The sequence below is a fragment of the Bacillus sp. Y3 genome (assembly GCF_008123875.1).
Taxonomy (GTDB): Bacteria; Bacillota; Bacilli; order Bacillales; family Bacillaceae; genus Bacillus; species Bacillus altitudinis.
Map to the genome: position 1 here is coordinate 384,775 of NZ_VSSC01000005.1, position 17,421 is coordinate 402,195.

Consider the following 17,421-nt stretch of genomic DNA (forward strand, 5'->3'; position numbering starts at 1 on the left):
TTTTATGTAAAAGAGCCTGGCAGATGCCAAGCCCGGCAGCCTGTTTACATGAATCGTACAATCATATTATAAAGACCAGTTAGTCCATACAATGATGCGAAACGAATCACAAGCAATGCCACAATTGGCGAGATGTCAATCATGCCAATTGGCGGAATAATTTTACGGAATGGTTCTAAATACGGTTCGCAAATGTTTGTCAAGAAGCGGCCAATCGCTGTTTCTCTTGCAGATGGTACCCATGACATAAAGATGTAAATAATGATCGCGAATGAGTAAATCGTTAATACAGTCTGTAGAAACTGAAAAATGTAATATAGAATCACTTTGGTTTACCACCTCTGAGGTTCTTCCTCTGTCAATAGTTCTGATATTGTGCCAGATACATCCACATTATCAGGTGTGCAGAGGAATATATTCGAGCCAATACGCTGAATGTCTCCACCGATTGCATAAACCGTTCCGCTTAAGAAGTCGATGATTCGCTTTGCTTGATCGTGCTGAATGCGCTGCAAATTGACGACGACTGCACGCCGATTTTTAATATGATCTGCAATCTCTTGAGCCTCTGCATAAACACGTGGCTCACTTAACACCACTTTAGAGGATTTTTGCACGCTTTGCAAGCTGACGACATTTTGTTTTCCTGCCTGAGGACGCTCTTGAAATGCCGCTTTATCTTTTGTGTTTTTTTCTTCTTGTGCTGGTTCTCTTTCTTCATCAATATATTCGTACTCATACTCTTCATCATCGAGTGTGAAGAAGCTTTTAAACTTATTTTTTATGCTCATGTCACGCACCTCCTGTTTCATTTCCAACAAGTGAAGAGCCAATCCGAACAAATGTCGCACCTTCTTCAATTGCGATTTCAAAATCGTTTGACATGCCCATCGATAAATGCTGACAAGGTGCATTTACTTGGTTCAGTTGTTTTACCTCTTGTTGAAGGCTTTTTAATGTTTTAAAACAGTTTCGTATCACAGTATGATCATCTGTAAATGGAGCCATCGTCATGAGTCCAGCAATTTCAATATGTTTGAAATCAGCCAGCTGTTTGACAAATGGAATCACGTCTTCGCTTTGTAAGCCGTGTTTTGACTCCTCAAGTGATGTGTTCACCTGTACAAAACAGCGAACCGTGTGATCCGCTCTTTTTTCAATTTCATTCGCAAGGGACATTCTGTCTAGCGAATGTAAGTAGTCAATGGTCTGAATGACAGATTTCACTTTTCGCGTCTGTAAACTGCCGATGAAGTGCCAGCTAATGTTTTCATCGGTTATGGCTGCCTGTTTTTCAAGTAACCCTTGGTCACGATTTTCACCAAAGTGCAAAATGCCGGCATCCTTTGCTTCAAATGCTCGTTCAATCGAGACATATTTTGTGACAGCGACAACCGATACATCGTCTGGATGTCTACCTGCTCTTTTACATGCTTCGTTGATTTGTTCATTTATTTGTCTGAGATTCTCTCGTACATTCAATTGCACTTATGCCTCCTTAAACCCGACAAAAGACATCATACGTCCTGTTTTCTCTTGATCACGCCGGTGTGAGAAGAAATGCTGCTCATTGCAACTTGTGCACATCGAACTGACATGTATGTTTTCTTCTTTTAATCCTGCATGAAGTAATACGTTTTTGTTTAGTGTTTTTAAGTCAATTTTGTATTGTCCTTGTGACATCTCGGAATACACATCCTCTGTTGAAAAAGGAAGCTGTTTCACTTGATCTATGACAACATCATCTACTATGTAGCAGCAGCTGCCAATGGATGGTCCAATGACGACTTGTATATGATCGGCATCAGCGCCTTCTTGGCGAACCCATGCATCAACCATGTTGGCGCCAATTTGCTTAACGGTTCCTTTCCAGCCGGCATGAGCCGTTCCAATCAGCCCAGATTGCGGCGCTAGAAAATAAAGCGGAACACAGTCAGCGAAACAAAGAGCGAGCATGATGTTTGGTTCAGAGGTGTATAAACCATCTGTTCTAGAGAGCGCTTCATCATACTGAAGACTTCCTCTTCCCTTTTGTTCCTTCGTGACTTTCATGATGCGATCCTCGTGTGTTTGGTCAGCAAACACCCAATTAGAGAGCGGCACAGCAGTAGCATCTGCAATGACTTGACGATTCATTTGGACACTAGAAGCATCATCTCCTACATGGAGTCCAGTGTTCAGTGATTGATATGGAGAAAGACTAAAGCCGCCATTTTTGGTCGTAAAACCGGCCAATATCTCTTTTCCAGAACATGTCATGTTCGTCCAATCATGAATCAGCATTGCATAAGGTGATTTCTGCTGAAAGGGGTCATATTTGTCTATCAAAGCTGCCTCCCACCTTTCATTCATCTCTCTTTATATCGCTCCTATTTTACCACAAGACCTGCTAAGACAGTTAGTGGGATTCATTAAATATTACACTCAAATGTGCCCTTTCTACAGGTTTTTTTTCAAATTGATATGAAAACGTAATCTTTTTACCCGAAAAAGACATTGATTGCTGAGAATGGAGAGCATGTTTTAAGGAAAATTTGATCTATTAGTTGAGGAATTTACACAAATTAAGAAGACAAACGGACAAGTATCACATCTTCGCCAATTTTTACTATATTTCGCCACGGGACAATCATTTCCTCTTCTTTTCCGAAAAATCCCATCATTTTACCTGTACCGCCTATGATAATCGCTTGTATTTTACCGCTCGTGACATTGATATCGATGTCTCCAATAGTACCTAATTTTTTTCCGCTGGACACATCGACGACATCTTTGATTTGGAATTCAGAAATACTGATCATCTGTCCTTCCCCGCCTTTCGTTTTCTACTATAATATGTATGATGGAAAAGCAGGGAAGCAGACCAATAGTTTCTCTTATCTACAATTTACTTAAGTGAGGACGGCCGTTTTGCCACATGACTTCGACTGGACATTCAAAGAAGGAAGAAAGCAAGTCACTTGTCATCATCTGCTTTGTCTCCCCTTTATGAAAAACAGTACCTTCTTTTAATAATAAGGTGTGCTGAAAAATCGGGAGAATCTCTTCTGCATGGTGGGTCGTATAGAGCAATGTGGGCGCATCTGGTTTTGATGCAATCAATGAGATCGTCTCTAGCACCTGTTCTCTTGCTAAAAAATCAAGACCCGTCACAGGTTCATCTAATATTAGGAGCTTCGGATCATTCATTAAAGCTCTTGCGATGAGCACTTTTTGTTTCTCCCCTTGCGAGAGGGTTTCATACGTGCGATTGGCATATTGAAACGAGCCAAATGTTTTTAATAAATCAATCGCCTTCTCTCTTATCTCATCTGTCGGTGTTTCATAAAGTCCGATGGAAGCAAATGCCCCGCTCAAAACAATTTCAAATGCATTGTCATCTCTGTGCAGCTTCTTTTCAAGACCAGCAGAGATGAGACCAATTTTCTTCCTTAGTTTTTCACCAAGCGCTTCCTTGCCAAACACATGGCCTAACACCGTCATCTCACCTGACGTTGGAAAATAATATGAGCAAAGCATATTTAATAAAGCCGTTTTCCCAGCACCATTTAAACCATAAAGCACCCAGTGTTCCTGGTTTTTCACCTGCCAGTCAATAGAACGAAGCAGCCATTTTCCATTTCGTTTTAAAGAAACATCCTTCAAGTCAAGCGACACGATCTTTTCCCCCTGAATAAAAATTCTGAATATACAAATAATAACGTCTACAGCATATCGCAAATGTTTCAATCAGTAAACCTAACGCAAAAAAGCTGCTCCCTAAAAGGAACAGCTTTTTTGCATGGTTACGAAATTTCAATTCGCACGCCTTCTTTAATATCAGGAAACGTATGCGGGGATGCAAAGACAGCTCCCGGTAATACATCATCAAACGGCTCTTGGAAGTAGATCGAAATATGGCCGAGTTCCTTAAAGTTGTCATTTGCTTTATTGCCTAAAGCAGTAATGGTATACGTTTGGTCGCCCACTTGAATCGTTCCGCCTAATTTCAGCGGCTCTTCTTCTAAGTGTTCAAACTCATGAATGACAGACATATCTCTTAATTCCTGCGGCGCTGCTGGTCCAAATAAAACAATCAGCTTATCTTCTTTAAACTGCGGGACTAAGATCCCAATTTCTTTTACGACAGATTGTGTTACCATGTATCTCGATTCCTCCTTTAATACGTTTAATACATACCGAAGCTGGCAACGTATGCGATCACAACAGATAGAACGCCTGTAATGAGACGGCTATACAAAACAGCTGGTACCCCATATTGTACCGTTTCCGGCTTTGCTTCACCAAGTGATAGCCCAACCGGGATAAAGTCACACCCTACTTGACCGTTGATCGCAAACAGTGCTGGAAGAGCAAATTGAGGCGGAATGTTTCCTAGTGCAATTTGACTACCAATCAGTACACCGATGACTTGTGCGATGACTGCCCCAGGTCCTAAGACAGGCGATAGGAACGGTAAGGTACAGACAACAACGAGCAGTAAGAGCCCCCATAAAGATCCTGCCAAAGGTGAAAGGAAATGGGCAATCAGATCACCGATTTTTGTATAATTGATAATTCCAATTAACATACTGACAAAGGCCATGAATGGAATAATGTTTTTAAGGAGCATATCAACAGAATCACGACCAGCTTGATAGAATGTGCCGGTTACTTTTCCGATTCCTCTTGAGAATCTCATGAGGAAATTCCCTTTTTCTTGACGTTCGATATTTTCCTCTTTCAATTTTGAATAGGTTTCTTTGAAATTCTCTTTGTCAATTGGGCCGCTGCTTTCTTGACCTTCTACATTCCCTTCACTATCAGATGCTTCCGCAAAGGAAATATCTTTTTCTGTGACACCTGATACGAAGATATCCTCTGTAATGTGTTTTGCAAGCGGTCCAGAAGGAGAGGATGCCAGCACATCGACAGTTGGAATGCGTTTCATTGGATAAAGTCCGATTCGCGCTGTTCCTCCGCAGTCAATGACAACACACATCATTTCATCTTCTGGTATAGAATTTTTAAAGCCATCACATGCTTCTGTCCCTGTCATTTCTGCAATTTTACGTGCAACTGGGTGAATGCCTCCTCCTGTAATGGAAACGACCTTTCTTCTTTTACCGGTTGGTTCAAGCTCTAATCCTTTTCCCCATCCGCCAGCACCTTTTGCAACAAATACTTTGTGGTTTGTCATGTCTAACCCTCCCCTATTGTGAATTCGCTTTCATTTTTCCTGCTAAGTACTTTGTGATCCATTCCGTAATGATTCCGCGAAGTAAAATGACAACGATCCCGACTAAGAAGTAACGAACAGCCAGCTCTGACATAGAGTATCCAGCTTCTTTAATCCCGTTCGCAATTCCTAAGTAGACAAACAGCTCTCCTGCGTTGGCATACGGGAACAGTGATGTTACCGGATGAACAAATGAAACAGCTGAATCATAGAATGCTGGTTTTTGTTTTTCAGGTAAGAAGCGGCCAAACGTATAAGCCATTGGGTTTGTCAAAATAAGAACGGATAAGATCGGCATTAACGTATAGCGCAAAATGGTATATTTCGCTGCAAACTGAATCGCTCTATTCACTCGCTCTTCTCCAATAAACTTCATGACAGCATAAGTGAAAGTAAGTAACACAACAAGCGTTGGAACGATACCTGTAACAAGACCCATGAACTGCTTTCCGCCGGCTTCAAACATCCCGATAAAGTGCTCTCCAAACCATTGAATCCATTCCATGTTTCATCTCCCCTTTCTTAGTTCACATTTGTTATATTTTTTTTAGAAATTGAGACAAGCGCCTGCTCCGCTGCCATGGAAAGTGCTTGCATGACAGCTGGTCCCCTTTTGCGCTTTTTCAATGTTTGTTTCATCATGTGATGCTCATCAAGCACAGCCCCCACATGTTTTCCTTCATAGGAAGGCAGTTCCTTAAATTTAGACAAAATCGAGACGCCACCCAGCACATGACACTTTTGAATGATGTATGATTCATCGACAATGATGAGCGCAATGGCTCCAGGACCAAATTTGCGCCGCTCCATTCCTGAAAACAAGTGATAGCCTTGTTTCCCTTTATAGTCGTCAATCAGTGAATCCATGCTTTTGCGGTAGTACTTGATTTGAATAAACGATAAACCATACTGCACAATTAGAATGATACAAAGTACGATTGCTAATTTTTCCATAGCCTCACGTCCTTATGATTGAAATAAGTGATCTTGTAATGAACGCAGCTTCCAGACCGTTGTGCTTGCATCAAGTTCTACATCATCATGAGATAAGAATTGCCCCAATTTAATATCTTTTTTCGCTACCACTTTTCCACTGATTAAGCCAATTGGGATGTGGCCGTTCGCTTTCATGTCTTGATGTGTTTCAAGTACACCTCTTACGGAGTATCCGCCAATACCATCAAGTGTTTCTCCTGCTTTAATATCTCTTTTCGCCACAGCGACAGTTTCTGATACTGGTACACCAATTGGATGGATTGAAGAATCGTGTTGTAAGACTGCTTTTGCGATCGTCACTGGTGTTTCAAGGCTTGCTAAGTGGAAAGGACGATACAGTGTGTAGTGAGGACCTTTTCCAACTTTTAAGTAACGAAGCTCTTCATCTACTGGCTCAAGATCACTCTTGACGATGACAAAGACACCTGGCGCCAGTCCGTTTACATATTCAACGACTCCGAAGTTATCCAGTACGCCGCCTTGCTGTTTTTGATTTAATTTATCTGCTACATTTTCTAAATTCGCTTCTACTCCATGCATGCCGACTTTATCAGGCAAAAGTCCTGTTGCATTACTTAATAGGTTCATTTCTGCCATCGTTTTTGTTCCGTCTTGGAATGCTGCCAGCATGTGGGCACTCATATGTTTACTATCTGCTTCAGCTTTACACGTATCTGGGTTTGCTTCTGGGAAGAATGGGTTGTTCTTACCTTTCCCAGCAACCAATACTTCAAGCCCCATTGTTTTTGCAAATTCGTATAGTTCTAGCGTTGCTGCTGGTTCATCTCCAGCTGATCCAGAGTACACAAGTCCTGCATTCGTGAATAATTTATGCATGACCAAACCGATCGTAATATCGACTTCTACATTTAAAAGAACGAGATGTTTTTTTGAATTAAGCGCTTCCAAAGAAATGTTTGCTCCGACCTCTGGAACACCTGTTGCATCCACAACGACTTCCACAGAATCTGATTGAATCACTTCTCTGTAATCATTTGTGACGACCATTTGATGTGGTTTCGCATGTTGCTTGTAAAAATTCGCTGCTTTCTCAGCTGCACTAAGATGAATATCACAAACACCTGCGACAATCATACCTGGAATTTTAGAAATTTGTGAAATGAGTCCAAAGCCCATTTGGCCTGCCCCGATAATCCCAACTTTGATTGGATCTCCGCTGCGTTCTCGTGCTAACAATTGTTGATAAATTGACATCTAAATCATCCTTTCAGGTTTTCTTGCTTCACAATAGATTGCTAGAAAAATAATCTGAAACTTTTAACAAATGTTATAAAAATTAACAAAAATCTGTTTCTTGTAACATTTGTTATTTTATTTATCATTTGTTATGAACTTAGTTTATATGATGTGTCAACTTTGTGTCAAGATAAAATCGATAAAATTTTCAATCTTTTTGAGTCTAAAGACTCAAAAAAACTACCTAATCGGCTTAGGTAGTTACTTTAATAGGGCATCTCCGGTTTGTTCATCTGTAATTAACACATGAATTAATCCACCTTCTAACGCTGCCCTGATTGCTTCAATTTTTTCTTCTCCTCCAGCGACACCAATCACAAGCGGGATCTCTTTCAGTTTTTGAGGACTGATCCCCATCACCCGGTCGTTCCACGGATGCGGATACACTTCACCTGTATGATCAATAAAGTTATAACAAATGTCACCCGCGACATCTTTCGCTTGCAGGATATCTTCCTCACCACTTGTCATATAGGATTTCACCATCGTTGAATGTTGCGGAACCCCGCCTATTCCTACGACTGCGATATTTGATGATTCTCCTAATTCAATGACTTTTTTGATCGACGGCTGTCTAATGAGTACATCTTTCGCTTCTTTCGTATCAAGCATGACAGGCACATGTAAAAACTCACATTTGGATTTGAGTGCTTCTGAGCATCTTCCAATAATATAGTTGGCATGAATATCAACATCTTCATTTCCGACGCCTCCGACAAGCGGAACAAATGTCACAGACGGAAAATGCTGAACAGACGTAAGCGCTTTCGCCATTTCATGCAAGGTGGTCCCTGATGAAAAACCGATGACTTGTCCATCCTTCATAACTTTTAATAAAAAGCCCGCAGCCGCAGCTCCTATTCGACTTTTTGTTGTTTCTTGACTGAGAGATTCCACACACACGACTTCTCGCAGCCCGTATTTTCGCTCTATTTTTCTTTCTAACGAACCATATTGTTGATTTACTTCATCATGAATAATGATTTCCACGATTCCTGCTTCACGTGCTTTTGCCAAATATTTCGATATGAGCGAACGGCTAACCCCAACAGCTTCTGCAATTTTAGATTGAGTGGCGCCTTCTTCATAGTACATATGCGCAACCTTAATGAGCAGCCTTCTTTCATCATGGAATGTCATAATAACCCTTCTTTCCGCTTCTCTATTCCCTCACAAATGATATTTCAAATAACATTTGTTAAAAACAGATTAAATGAAAAAAATAACAGAGTCAATACTAGAAATGGGTTCTCTAAAAAGAATGAAAAAAGCCGCACATTAGTGGCGGCTTTAAAAAATATTTTTATTCATTTGTTTGATTGCTGCTTTTTCAAGCCTTGATACTTGTGCTTGAGAAATGCCGATTTCTTCTGCCACTTCCATTTGTGTTTTGCCTTGGAAAAAGCGTTTACGAAGAATCATTTTTTCTCGATCATTCAATCTGCGCATTCCCTCTTTTAAGGCCAATTCTTCTACCCATTGTGTATCTTTGTTCCGTTCATCACTAATTTGATCCATCACATAAATCGGATCTCCTCCGTCATTATAAATCGGTTCAAACAAAGAAACAGGATCTTGAATGGCATCTAGGGCAAAAACAATTTCCTCATGAGGGACTTCTAACACTTTGGCAATGTCTTCTGCCGTTGGTTCCTTGCTTGTCTCACTAATCAATCTCTCACGGACTTGAAGCGCCTTATAGGCAATATCTCTTAGTGAACGAGACACCCGGATAGGGTTGTTATCGCGCAAGTATCGACGGATTTCTCCTATGATCATAGGAACCGCATAAGTTGAAAATCTGACATTGTGGCTTAAATCAAAATTATCAATTGATTTCATTAATCCGATACAGCCTACTTGGAAGAGATCATCAACATACTCGCCTCTGTTGTTAAAACGCTGGATCACACTTAAAACCAACCGCAAATTGCCATTAACTAGCTTTTCTCTTGCTGTATCATCACCTTCATCTTGCAGCTGTCTGAATAATTTTCTCATCTCGTCGTTTTTCAGAACAGGCAGTTTGGAGGTGTCGACTCCGCAGATTTCCACTTTATTTCTGGACACTTTTTTCCCTCCCTACAGGAGCTGTTGTACAAAGTTCAGTATCTCCGTGGGATGGAAAAATATGCACGGTCTACGACGAGAAAGATGTGAAAAAATGGTGATCCCTTTGACAGTACAGGGATAAAGCTTTCAAAAATTTTTTTTAGACCATCTTATTAAATTCTTTTTGCAATCGTTTAATAATTCTTTTTTCGAGCCTTGAAATATAGGACTGAGAAATACCAAGCATGTCGGCAACATCTTTTTGGGTTTTTTCTTCACCGCCAACTAAACCGAACCTCAGTTCCATGATCTGTTTTTCACGATCGTTTAATTGTTCTAACGCTTTTTTCAGTAATTTTTTATCGACATTTGCTTCAATATCCCGGGTGATAATATCATCATCTGTCCCAAGTACATCTGATAAAAGCAGTTCATTACCGTCCCAGTCAATGTTAAGCGGCTCATCAAACGATACTTCTGAACGGATTTTATTATTTCGACGCAAATACATCAAAATCTCATTTTCAATACATCTAGACGCATATGTGGCCAGTTTGATCTTTTTTTCTGGATTAAACGTATTTACTGCTTTTATGAGGCCTATCGTTCCGATACTAATCAAATCCTCAATGTTAATGCCTGTGTTTTCAAATTTTCTTGCGATATAAACGACCAATCGCAAGTTTCGTTCAATCAAAATGGCTCTTGCTGTTTGATCCCCTTTTGGTAATTTAACGAGCAATTCTTGTTCTTCATCCTTTGATAACGGCGGAGGCAGTGCCTCACTTCCACCAATATAATAAATCTCATCACTCTTTAGCCCTAGCTTCATGAGGAGTTTATACCAGTAGTAAGTGAGTTTAAATTTTAATTTTTTCATCTTCTTCTCCCTTCTAAATGTCCAGTTGACTTCGTAAGATAAAAGACATCACAAAAAACTACGACACCCCTTGTATCATTTTTCCGTCTAACATCTCTGGATGAATGATGGATTGAAATTCCTGATCTGCTGATAATCCACTTAGACTCATCCCAACAAAACACTTTGCTGGCTGGATCATATGTGTTTTTGTATAAAGGACGACCGTATCTGGTTTAAAGCATAGTAGAAACCCGTGATCATGACCGACTGCGCGATACGGAACAAGTCTTAAACGATCAAGCAGCGGAAAATCATCAAGCTTTTGCATCACTTCAACAGGATGAAACTGTTTCATTTTTTCTATAAATGGCTCTCCGAAAATAGATGTGAGCTGATCGAGCTGGACGATCATGACAGGTGTTTTCGTCAATGGATCATACAGCTGATTTCCAGAATCGACCAGACCATTTAAGCGGATCGTTTCTCCTTGAATGTGTATCTCCACAAGTACTTGTTCGTCATATTGTCTTTTTTTCGCACCAACCTCTCCTAATCGTTTCTTTGAAAACAGCCAAATGGCCGGAAAGCCAGTGAGAACAAAAAGCCAGCTAATGGGATCACCAAATCCATCATTTTGTGAAATAAGCAGTCCATCTTGAATGACTGTATTTGTCTGCAAAAACGAATGAACCCCGATCATGCCCCCTCCCATCAAAAATGTGACAAAGTAAAAAGCAAACAGGTTTTGAAAAAAGGAACGAAATCTTTGAAAGCCAAAGGTTCCAAGCACGATCAAGACAGAAAAAAGCAGTTTGCCTAAAGGGTGCGACACAATCATTGCAAATGGCGTAAAGAGCAAGAGAACAATGCTCGATCCAATGAGAGCTCCTAACATATATCGCCTTTTTTTCACTTGTCGTTTGAGAATAAATGCCGTGAGTAAGAGCAGCAATAGATCAAAACAAAAGTTTAACAGCCAAATGACATCTAAATAAATGACCACCTTCTGCTCCTTTCATCTGAAACAAAGAATCAAAAGCAGTACTTGCACTTGTTTGTACCAGTATAAAACAGTCATCGGATGGAAGTCTGTCAATTCTTGTAGGGGATGATAGAGAACTTTTGGTGGATTGTTATCGTTTTTGTCGACGTATGAAACAGAAAGAACATCGGAATGATTTGTTGGACAAGTGTCTCCTCTATCAATTGCACAAAAAAAGACACGCTCCGAAGAGTCGTGTCTTTTTCGCTGTCATTCTTTCTCATTGATGGTGATTGTTCCTTCTGCCTTCTGTCTTGTGACATTTCCATAATCATCTTTGACAATGACTTCAATCACTGCACCTTTTGCTTTTGCAATAGATGTCGCCGTCCAGTAGCCTTCATACGTTCCCGGTGCTACTTCACGAATCGGCAGTTCGGTTGTGTTTTGAAGTTTTGATCTAGCATTTGTCAGCGGCATATGAAGAACAAAGGTGGCATCTAGCTTTTCCCTGCTTTTAAATGAAATCTTAACCGATTCACCTGATGATAGATTCATATTGTCTTTTGGCGCTAATTCAGAAATGACAGGTGCATCATATTGTACATCGATGTCGACCTTTTTAGTCGTTTTGTTTCCAGCCGCATCTTTTGCTGTCACTTTGATTGTATTTTTCCCGTTCTCAAGCAGCACCCTTGCAGAATATGCCCCATCCTTTACGGTCGCTTTTTTTCCATTGACTGTGACTTGATCTAGATAATCATCCGCTACTTTCCCTTCCACCGTGAGTGATTCTCTATTAGACTTGTCGCCTTTTTTCGGTGTATCAATGGTCAATGTCGGTGCTGTTTGATCGATGATCACCTTGACTGGCTTGGAATGTTTTGTTGAGCCTTTATCCGTTACAGTCGCCGCCGTGAAGACATGCTCTCCACTTGGAACAGATACATTTTCTTTGAAAGTACCCGACTCATCTGATTTGACGTTGGCCACCTCTTCATCATTCTGATAAATGGCCACATCGAGACCCGGAGAGGCCGTGCCTTCAATCGTCAATTCACCTTGATTTGTAATGGTTCCTGCCTTTGGAGAAGTGATTTCTGGTATATCTGCTTCATAGTTTACGAGCGCACGTATCATATAATTCCCCTCTTCTTTCGGAGAAGGAGAAAAAGCACCGCTCGTCAGCTGCCAACTTCTTTCAGCATTAGGGCCATCTTCATCTGTGGCAAGTCCCGGAGATTCGGTATTCTTTTTCGTTTGAATATAAACAAGATAGAAATCTCCATCCACTGTAATGGCTTGATCTTCTAAATCTACTTTTGTCCATTCACCATTACGCAGCGCATTTGCTTTTAAAGGTCCTGCGATTTTCTCACCTGGTGCGCCACCCTTCCCAGAAGCATCATATACTTCAACAGCAAATTCATCGCCTCCAGGAGCTGGCCATTCTGATGTCCAAAACCGGAAAAGACCACCTGTGACTTGTGCTTGTTTCTTTCCTTTTTCTAATGAAAACTTCACAGCCCAGCCATTGCCAGGATCGTAGAAAGCCCGTGCATTTTCAGCCGTTCCATCATCGTAGCCAATCTCTCCCGGAAAACCGATAAAAGGCTCAAGTTTCACTGACTTTTCAAGCGGCTTTTCCGTCACATCCGCTGTAAACGTATAGCCTTTAAACCCCTTCGCAAAAATTTTGACTGTATAGACACCGCTTAATGCCTCTAGAGAAAATTCACCGGATTCATCTGTTTTCACCGGCTCAATTTTTGCGTCCTCCACAAGATAAACAGTTGCATTCTTCACCTTTTCACCAGTTGTTTCATTGACGACCGTGCCAGAGATCGTTCGTTTCTCTAGCGGCTGTAAGGAGAAATTCGCTTCTGCAGCTTCTTTTGATGCCACTTTGACTTTTTGGGACCGTGATTCAAAGCCGTAAGCTTCTGCTTTCACTGTCCATTCTCCTGCTCCTTGAGACAGCTGATATTTCCCTGTCGCTTCATCGGTGGAAGTTGATTTTCCGCTTTCTAGAACACTGATTTGCGCTCTCATTGGAAGAGCTTGAATAGACGGAGCATCATGACTGTTTTGCTTTTGAATGTGTACATGTTTATTTTTTACTTTAGCAGGCTTTGCCTTTTTTGGATCAACTGATTTCTTATTCTGGCTTGTGGATTTTTCTTTTTTGATCACACCCAGCTGGTTCTTGGCTTGTTGAGACAATGCCTGATCTGTGATTTTCACATCATCTAAATAAAAGCCATCTTTTGTGACACTGCCATCTGTTCTTATCTGAAACAGGACTCTCACTTTTTGACCTTTATAAGCAGATAAATCAACTTCGCCTGCTGTCCACGCATTTGTTTTCCCCGTATAAGCTGTCGCTTGAACAGCGTCTTCACCCTCTGGCTGTACATAGACATGCACATAATCATAATTGGCTTCGAGATCATGCCAGTATTGATATTGCAGGTAGGAAGAACCTGAATCTGGTACAGCAATGAGCGGCATAGACAAATTGGCGTCCGTTTTATTTTCATAAGGACTGTCTAAATTGGTGGCATAGACATGTTCCCCGCTAAATGCTTGTTTTGGACCTGTGGACGGTTTTCCCCACTGCCACGGATCTTTTGTTCCACCACTGAACCATCCACTTGGCCATGCTTCAAAATCTTGTGAGTAGCCAGTGGTGATGGATGTTTTAATTGGAAGTGTATAAGAATCTGATGCCGCTTCATTTCCTCCAAAATCTTTCACAATCCATCGGTATGTCACGTTTTCCCCCTCAAGTTCAGGGAGCTGCACCGTATAGGTTCCTTTTAAATGATTTCCATCCGTGCGGTCGGCTTTCAGCGTCTCCCACTCACCTTGATCTACTCGGTAAGTCAAAGAAACATTTGTCACTGCTATCCCATCTTCTGCAGTGATGGTCAATGGGGTTGGCGTTGCAGCAAAAATTTCATTCGGACCTTTATGTGAAAAAACAGGTGGCTCTGTATCTTCTCCTTCTTTTGTCACCTGACCTTCAATCGTACCGATTCCATTGGTTAAAGCAGTAATCGCCTCTCTTGCATCAACTAACCCTGCCCCATAGCCGTTGTTAGGGGATTCAGGAAATTGCTGATCTGTCAGTGGTTTCGCTGTCTCAATAAGAATTTGCTGAATTTCATCCACAGAAAGGTCTGATTGCACTTGGCGAAGAAGAAGAACAACAGCTGAGACATGCGGACCTGCCATCGATGTACCATTCCACCCATCCTCATATCCTTTTCCCGGGATCGAAGAGCGAATGTTTACTCCCGGAGCAGCAATATCTGGTTTCATTACGCCATATGGAGAAGGACCCTGAAGGGAGAAAGACCCTAACTTGTTGTCCTGATCTGTTGCGCCTGTAGCAAAGGCTTCTTGATAGTTAGCGGGATTTGCAATCGAACCCGCGCCGCCTGGATTGAATAAATCGGTATTACCGGCTGAAAATTCTGGAAAGATGTCTGCTGCTCTCCAAGCATTCACTACATCTTTATACCAATCATCAAGACCTGGCCCGCCGCCCCACGAATTATTCACAACATCAGGTGCCTTTTCTGGGTGAGGATTTCCGTTTTGATCTTTCGGTGCTAAAACCCACTCACCAGCATCTAAAAGATCAGCATCTGTACCGCCATCTTCTGAAAAAGCTTTCACTGCAATCCATTCTGCTCCCGGTGCGACCCCAATTTGATTCTTTCCATCTGGCTCAGAACCAACCATTGTGCCTGTCACATGGGTCCCGTGCTCCAAGTCATCATAAGGGACTTCAGAGCCTGTCGTGGCATCATACCAATTCAGTTCATGAGATGGTTCGTTCGGACGAGCAGGGTCAAACCCGCGGTATTTTTCTTTTAGCGCAGGATGATCCCATTCGACACCTGTATCAATACTTGCCACAACGGTTCCAGTCCCGTCATAGCCTAAATCCCACGCTTCTGGTGCATGCACCTGAGCAATATTCCATTCAACTCCATCTACTGCTTTGATTTGTTTGTTTGGCTTAGCATGCTTCAAATCAACAGGACGATGAAGTTGACGTGTTTCATTCGGCAGCACTTGAGCTACTTCTGGAAAAGAAGCAACCTTTTCCATCACTTCTTTTGTTGCCGTCACAGCTAGACCATTCACAATATAGTAGGAATGAATATCATTCACTTGCTTATTCTTTTTTTCCTTTTGTAAATACGCTAGGAGCGCTTGCTGCGTTTCATCAGATGTTGCTCTCAGCTCAGATACAACGGCTGATCTTTTTGTGTACTGCGTTTTAGCCGCGGTTAATTTTTGTTTTTTTGCTTTTGATACAGCTTCTTTTGCTACTTTTTGTACATTCGTTTGTTCCTTCATTTTGACTAAGAAGGTCACCTTATCTTCCTTTTGAAACTGCTTCTTTAATCTCGAAGAAATCTTGGCTTTTGTTGTCTTAGAGGAAACGGCTTCCTCCTGATATGAGGTAGAAGTCGATTTTGCTTGAACCATCCCAAAGCTTGTCATCGTTAAAGTACCAATCACCAAAAGACTCATGAAACGATAGACGGCGGTTTTGCGAAACTTCACTTTCAATAAAATCCCTCCTCCTCAAATGGTCAAACAGTGTGTATCCTGCCCCTCCCCCTTCTTTTTGATCATGACAAGTTTCTTGGTGTTCTCATTAATGTAGTCAAATAAAGTTCAACATTTTGTCGTTTTTTGTAAAGGAAATTAAAAATGATTCTTTTGACTTAAAAGACTCAAGCCAAAACACATACAATAGTTCCAAATAACACGCGGAAACAAGACTTTTATATCAATCAGGTTCAGGATCTTCTCACCATGCAGACATAAAAAAACCCCTTCCAAAGGAAGGGGTTGAATCGTGCTTGCTTATCGTTTATTGCGGTTACGTAAGAACGTTGGGATATCCAATGTATCATCACTTGACTGTGTATTTTGTCTTGGTTGTGATGATGTTTGCTGATGTTCCTCACGTTTTACTTCACGCTTTTGTGGAATGGATTGATTTTGCTTTAATCCTTGTCCTAATGGATTTCTTTGAGGTTTTGTCACTTCGGGCTCTTGCTCAATAAAACCGGTTGCGATGACTGTGACCACAATTTCATCCTTCAAGTTATCATTAATGACAGATCCAAAGATCATGTTGACATCTTCATCAGAGGCTGATGCAACAATATCCGCTGCTTCTTGTACCTCATAAAGACTAAGGTTCGTACCACCAGTAATATTCATGATAACACCTTGTGCTCCATCAATCGCTGTTTCAAGAAGTGGTGAAGAAATGGCTTTTTTCGCTGCTTCAGCAGCACGGTTTTCGCCTGTTGCGACACCAATTCCCATAAGAGCTGAACCTTTGTTAGACATGATCGTTTTCACGTCAGCAAAGTCAAGGTTAATTAAACCTGGCGTTGCAATGAGATCTGAGATCCCTTGAACACCTTGTCTTAACACGTTATCTGCTGCACGGAATGCTTCAAGCATCGGCGTGTTTTTATCGACAATTTCAAGCAGGCGATCGTTTGGAATCACGATTAACGTATCAACTGCTTCTTTCATAGAAGCAATCCCTTCAACTGCTTGAAGCTGACGCTTTCTTCCTTCAAATGTGAAAGGACGAGTCACAACTCCAACTGTCAAGGCTCCAGAATCTTTTGCGATTTTCGCAATGACAGGTGCAGCACCCGTACCAGTTCCACCGCCCATACCGGCTGTCACAAAGACCATGTCAGCGCCTTTTAAGACTTCCTCAATTTGTTCTTTGCTTTCTTCAGCAGCTTTTTTACCGACTTCAGGATTCGCACCTGCTCCAAGCCCTCTTGTCAGCTTAGCACCGATTTGCATTTTTGTTTCTGCTTTTGATAAGTTTAACGCCTGTGCATCTGTATTCACTGCAATAAAATCGACACCCTGTACGTCATTTTCAATCATTCGGTTGACAGCGTTATTTCCGCCGCCACCTACACCGATTACTTTAATTGATGCTAGGCCGTCTATATTTGTTTCAAACTCCAACATGCTGAATCCTCCTAATCC

17 protein-coding genes are annotated in these 17,421 nt (G+C 41.4%); all 17 read right to left on the minus strand.

What is annotated here, in order from left to right; translation table 11 throughout:
* Nucleotides 1-44: 44 nt before the first annotated feature.
* The 17 genes from FXF70_RS14215 to ftsZ all read right to left on the minus strand — a co-directional run bounded on the left by FXF70_RS14215 (nt 45) and on the right by ftsZ (nt 17,403).
* The gene (locus tag FXF70_RS14215; RefSeq protein ID WP_017367203.1) at nt 45-326 is read right to left on the minus strand and encodes a YggT family protein; all 282 of its coding nucleotides are present in this window, start codon (nt 324-326) and stop codon (nt 45-47) included.
* Nucleotides 327-332: 6 nt separating this feature from the next.
* Nucleotides 333-791 carry a cell division protein SepF gene (sepF, locus tag FXF70_RS14220; RefSeq protein ID WP_017359354.1) on the minus strand — a complete coding sequence of 153 codons (459 nt, stop codon included), beginning with the start codon at nt 789-791 and terminating at the stop codon, nt 333-335.
* A gap of 1 nt (nt 792) precedes the next feature.
* On the minus strand, nt 793-1,482 hold the full coding sequence (locus tag FXF70_RS14225) for a YggS family pyridoxal phosphate-dependent enzyme (protein ID WP_262368846.1): 690 nt from the start codon (nt 1,480-1,482) through the stop codon (nt 793-795).
* A gap of 6 nt (nt 1,483-1,488) precedes the next feature.
* Entirely contained in the window at nt 1,489-2,352 is an 864-nt protein-coding gene (pgeF, locus tag FXF70_RS14230) for a peptidoglycan editing factor PgeF (RefSeq protein WP_148780461.1), read from the minus strand.
* Nucleotides 2,353-2,564: 212 nt separating this feature from the next.
* Nucleotides 2,565-2,801 (minus strand): YlmC/YmxH family sporulation protein, encoded by a 237-nt coding sequence (locus FXF70_RS14235; RefSeq protein WP_008344958.1) that lies wholly within the window; start codon nt 2,799-2,801, stop codon nt 2,565-2,567.
* Nucleotides 2,802-2,880: 79 nt separating this feature from the next.
* Nucleotides 2,881-3,657 (minus strand): ABC transporter ATP-binding protein, encoded by a 777-nt coding sequence (locus FXF70_RS14240; RefSeq protein WP_019743283.1) that lies wholly within the window; start codon nt 3,655-3,657, stop codon nt 2,881-2,883.
* A 128-nt stretch (nt 3,658-3,785) separates the two neighbouring features.
* On the minus strand, nt 3,786-4,142 hold the full coding sequence (locus tag FXF70_RS14245) for a PTS glucitol/sorbitol transporter subunit IIA (protein WP_007499733.1): 357 nt from the start codon (nt 4,140-4,142) through the stop codon (nt 3,786-3,788).
* A gap of 26 nt (nt 4,143-4,168) precedes the next feature.
* Nucleotides 4,169-5,179 (minus strand): PTS glucitol/sorbitol transporter subunit IIB, encoded by a 1,011-nt coding sequence (gene srlE, locus FXF70_RS14250; RefSeq protein WP_024720315.1) that lies wholly within the window; start codon nt 5,177-5,179, stop codon nt 4,169-4,171.
* A gap of 13 nt (nt 5,180-5,192) precedes the next feature.
* A complete protein-coding gene (gene srlA / locus FXF70_RS14255; RefSeq protein WP_003210918.1) occupies nt 5,193-5,723 on the minus strand; it encodes a PTS glucitol/sorbitol transporter subunit IIC in 531 nt (176 codons plus the stop codon).
* A 17-nt stretch (nt 5,724-5,740) separates the two neighbouring features.
* The gene (locus tag FXF70_RS14260; RefSeq protein WP_008354650.1) at nt 5,741-6,172 is read right to left on the minus strand and encodes a transcriptional regulator GutM; all 432 of its coding nucleotides are present in this window, start codon (nt 6,170-6,172) and stop codon (nt 5,741-5,743) included.
* 12 nt (nt 6,173-6,184) lie between these two features.
* Nucleotides 6,185-7,429: an NAD(P)H-dependent oxidoreductase gene (locus FXF70_RS14265; RefSeq protein ID WP_007499740.1), complete on the minus strand. Its 1,245-nt coding sequence runs from the start codon at nt 7,427-7,429 to the stop codon at nt 6,185-6,187.
* A gap of 243 nt (nt 7,430-7,672) precedes the next feature.
* A complete protein-coding gene (locus tag FXF70_RS14270; protein WP_017359359.1) occupies nt 7,673-8,611 on the minus strand; it encodes a sugar-binding transcriptional regulator in 939 nt (312 codons plus the stop codon).
* A 150-nt stretch (nt 8,612-8,761) separates the two neighbouring features.
* A complete protein-coding gene (sigG, locus tag FXF70_RS14275) occupies nt 8,762-9,541 on the minus strand; it encodes an RNA polymerase sporulation sigma factor SigG (protein ID WP_003211879.1) in 780 nt (259 codons plus the stop codon).
* Between the two features lie 142 nt (nt 9,542-9,683).
* Entirely contained in the window at nt 9,684-10,403 is a 720-nt protein-coding gene (gene sigE / locus FXF70_RS14280; RefSeq protein WP_007499746.1) for an RNA polymerase sporulation sigma factor SigE, read from the minus strand.
* Between the two features lie 58 nt (nt 10,404-10,461).
* Complete coding sequence (gene spoIIGA / locus FXF70_RS14285) at nt 10,462-11,388, minus strand: sigma-E processing peptidase SpoIIGA (RefSeq protein ID WP_048002851.1); 927 nt, start codon at nt 11,386-11,388, stop codon at nt 10,462-10,464.
* A gap of 249 nt (nt 11,389-11,637) precedes the next feature.
* Nucleotides 11,638-15,957 carry a S8 family peptidase gene (locus FXF70_RS14290; RefSeq protein ID WP_148780463.1) on the minus strand — a complete coding sequence of 1,440 codons (4,320 nt, stop codon included), beginning with the start codon at nt 15,955-15,957 and terminating at the stop codon, nt 11,638-11,640.
* Nucleotides 15,958-16,257: 300 nt separating this feature from the next.
* Nucleotides 16,258-17,403 (minus strand): cell division protein FtsZ, encoded by a 1,146-nt coding sequence (ftsZ, locus tag FXF70_RS14295; RefSeq protein WP_007499752.1) that lies wholly within the window; start codon nt 17,401-17,403, stop codon nt 16,258-16,260.
* Between the last annotated feature and the right edge of the window lie 18 nt (nt 17,404-17,421).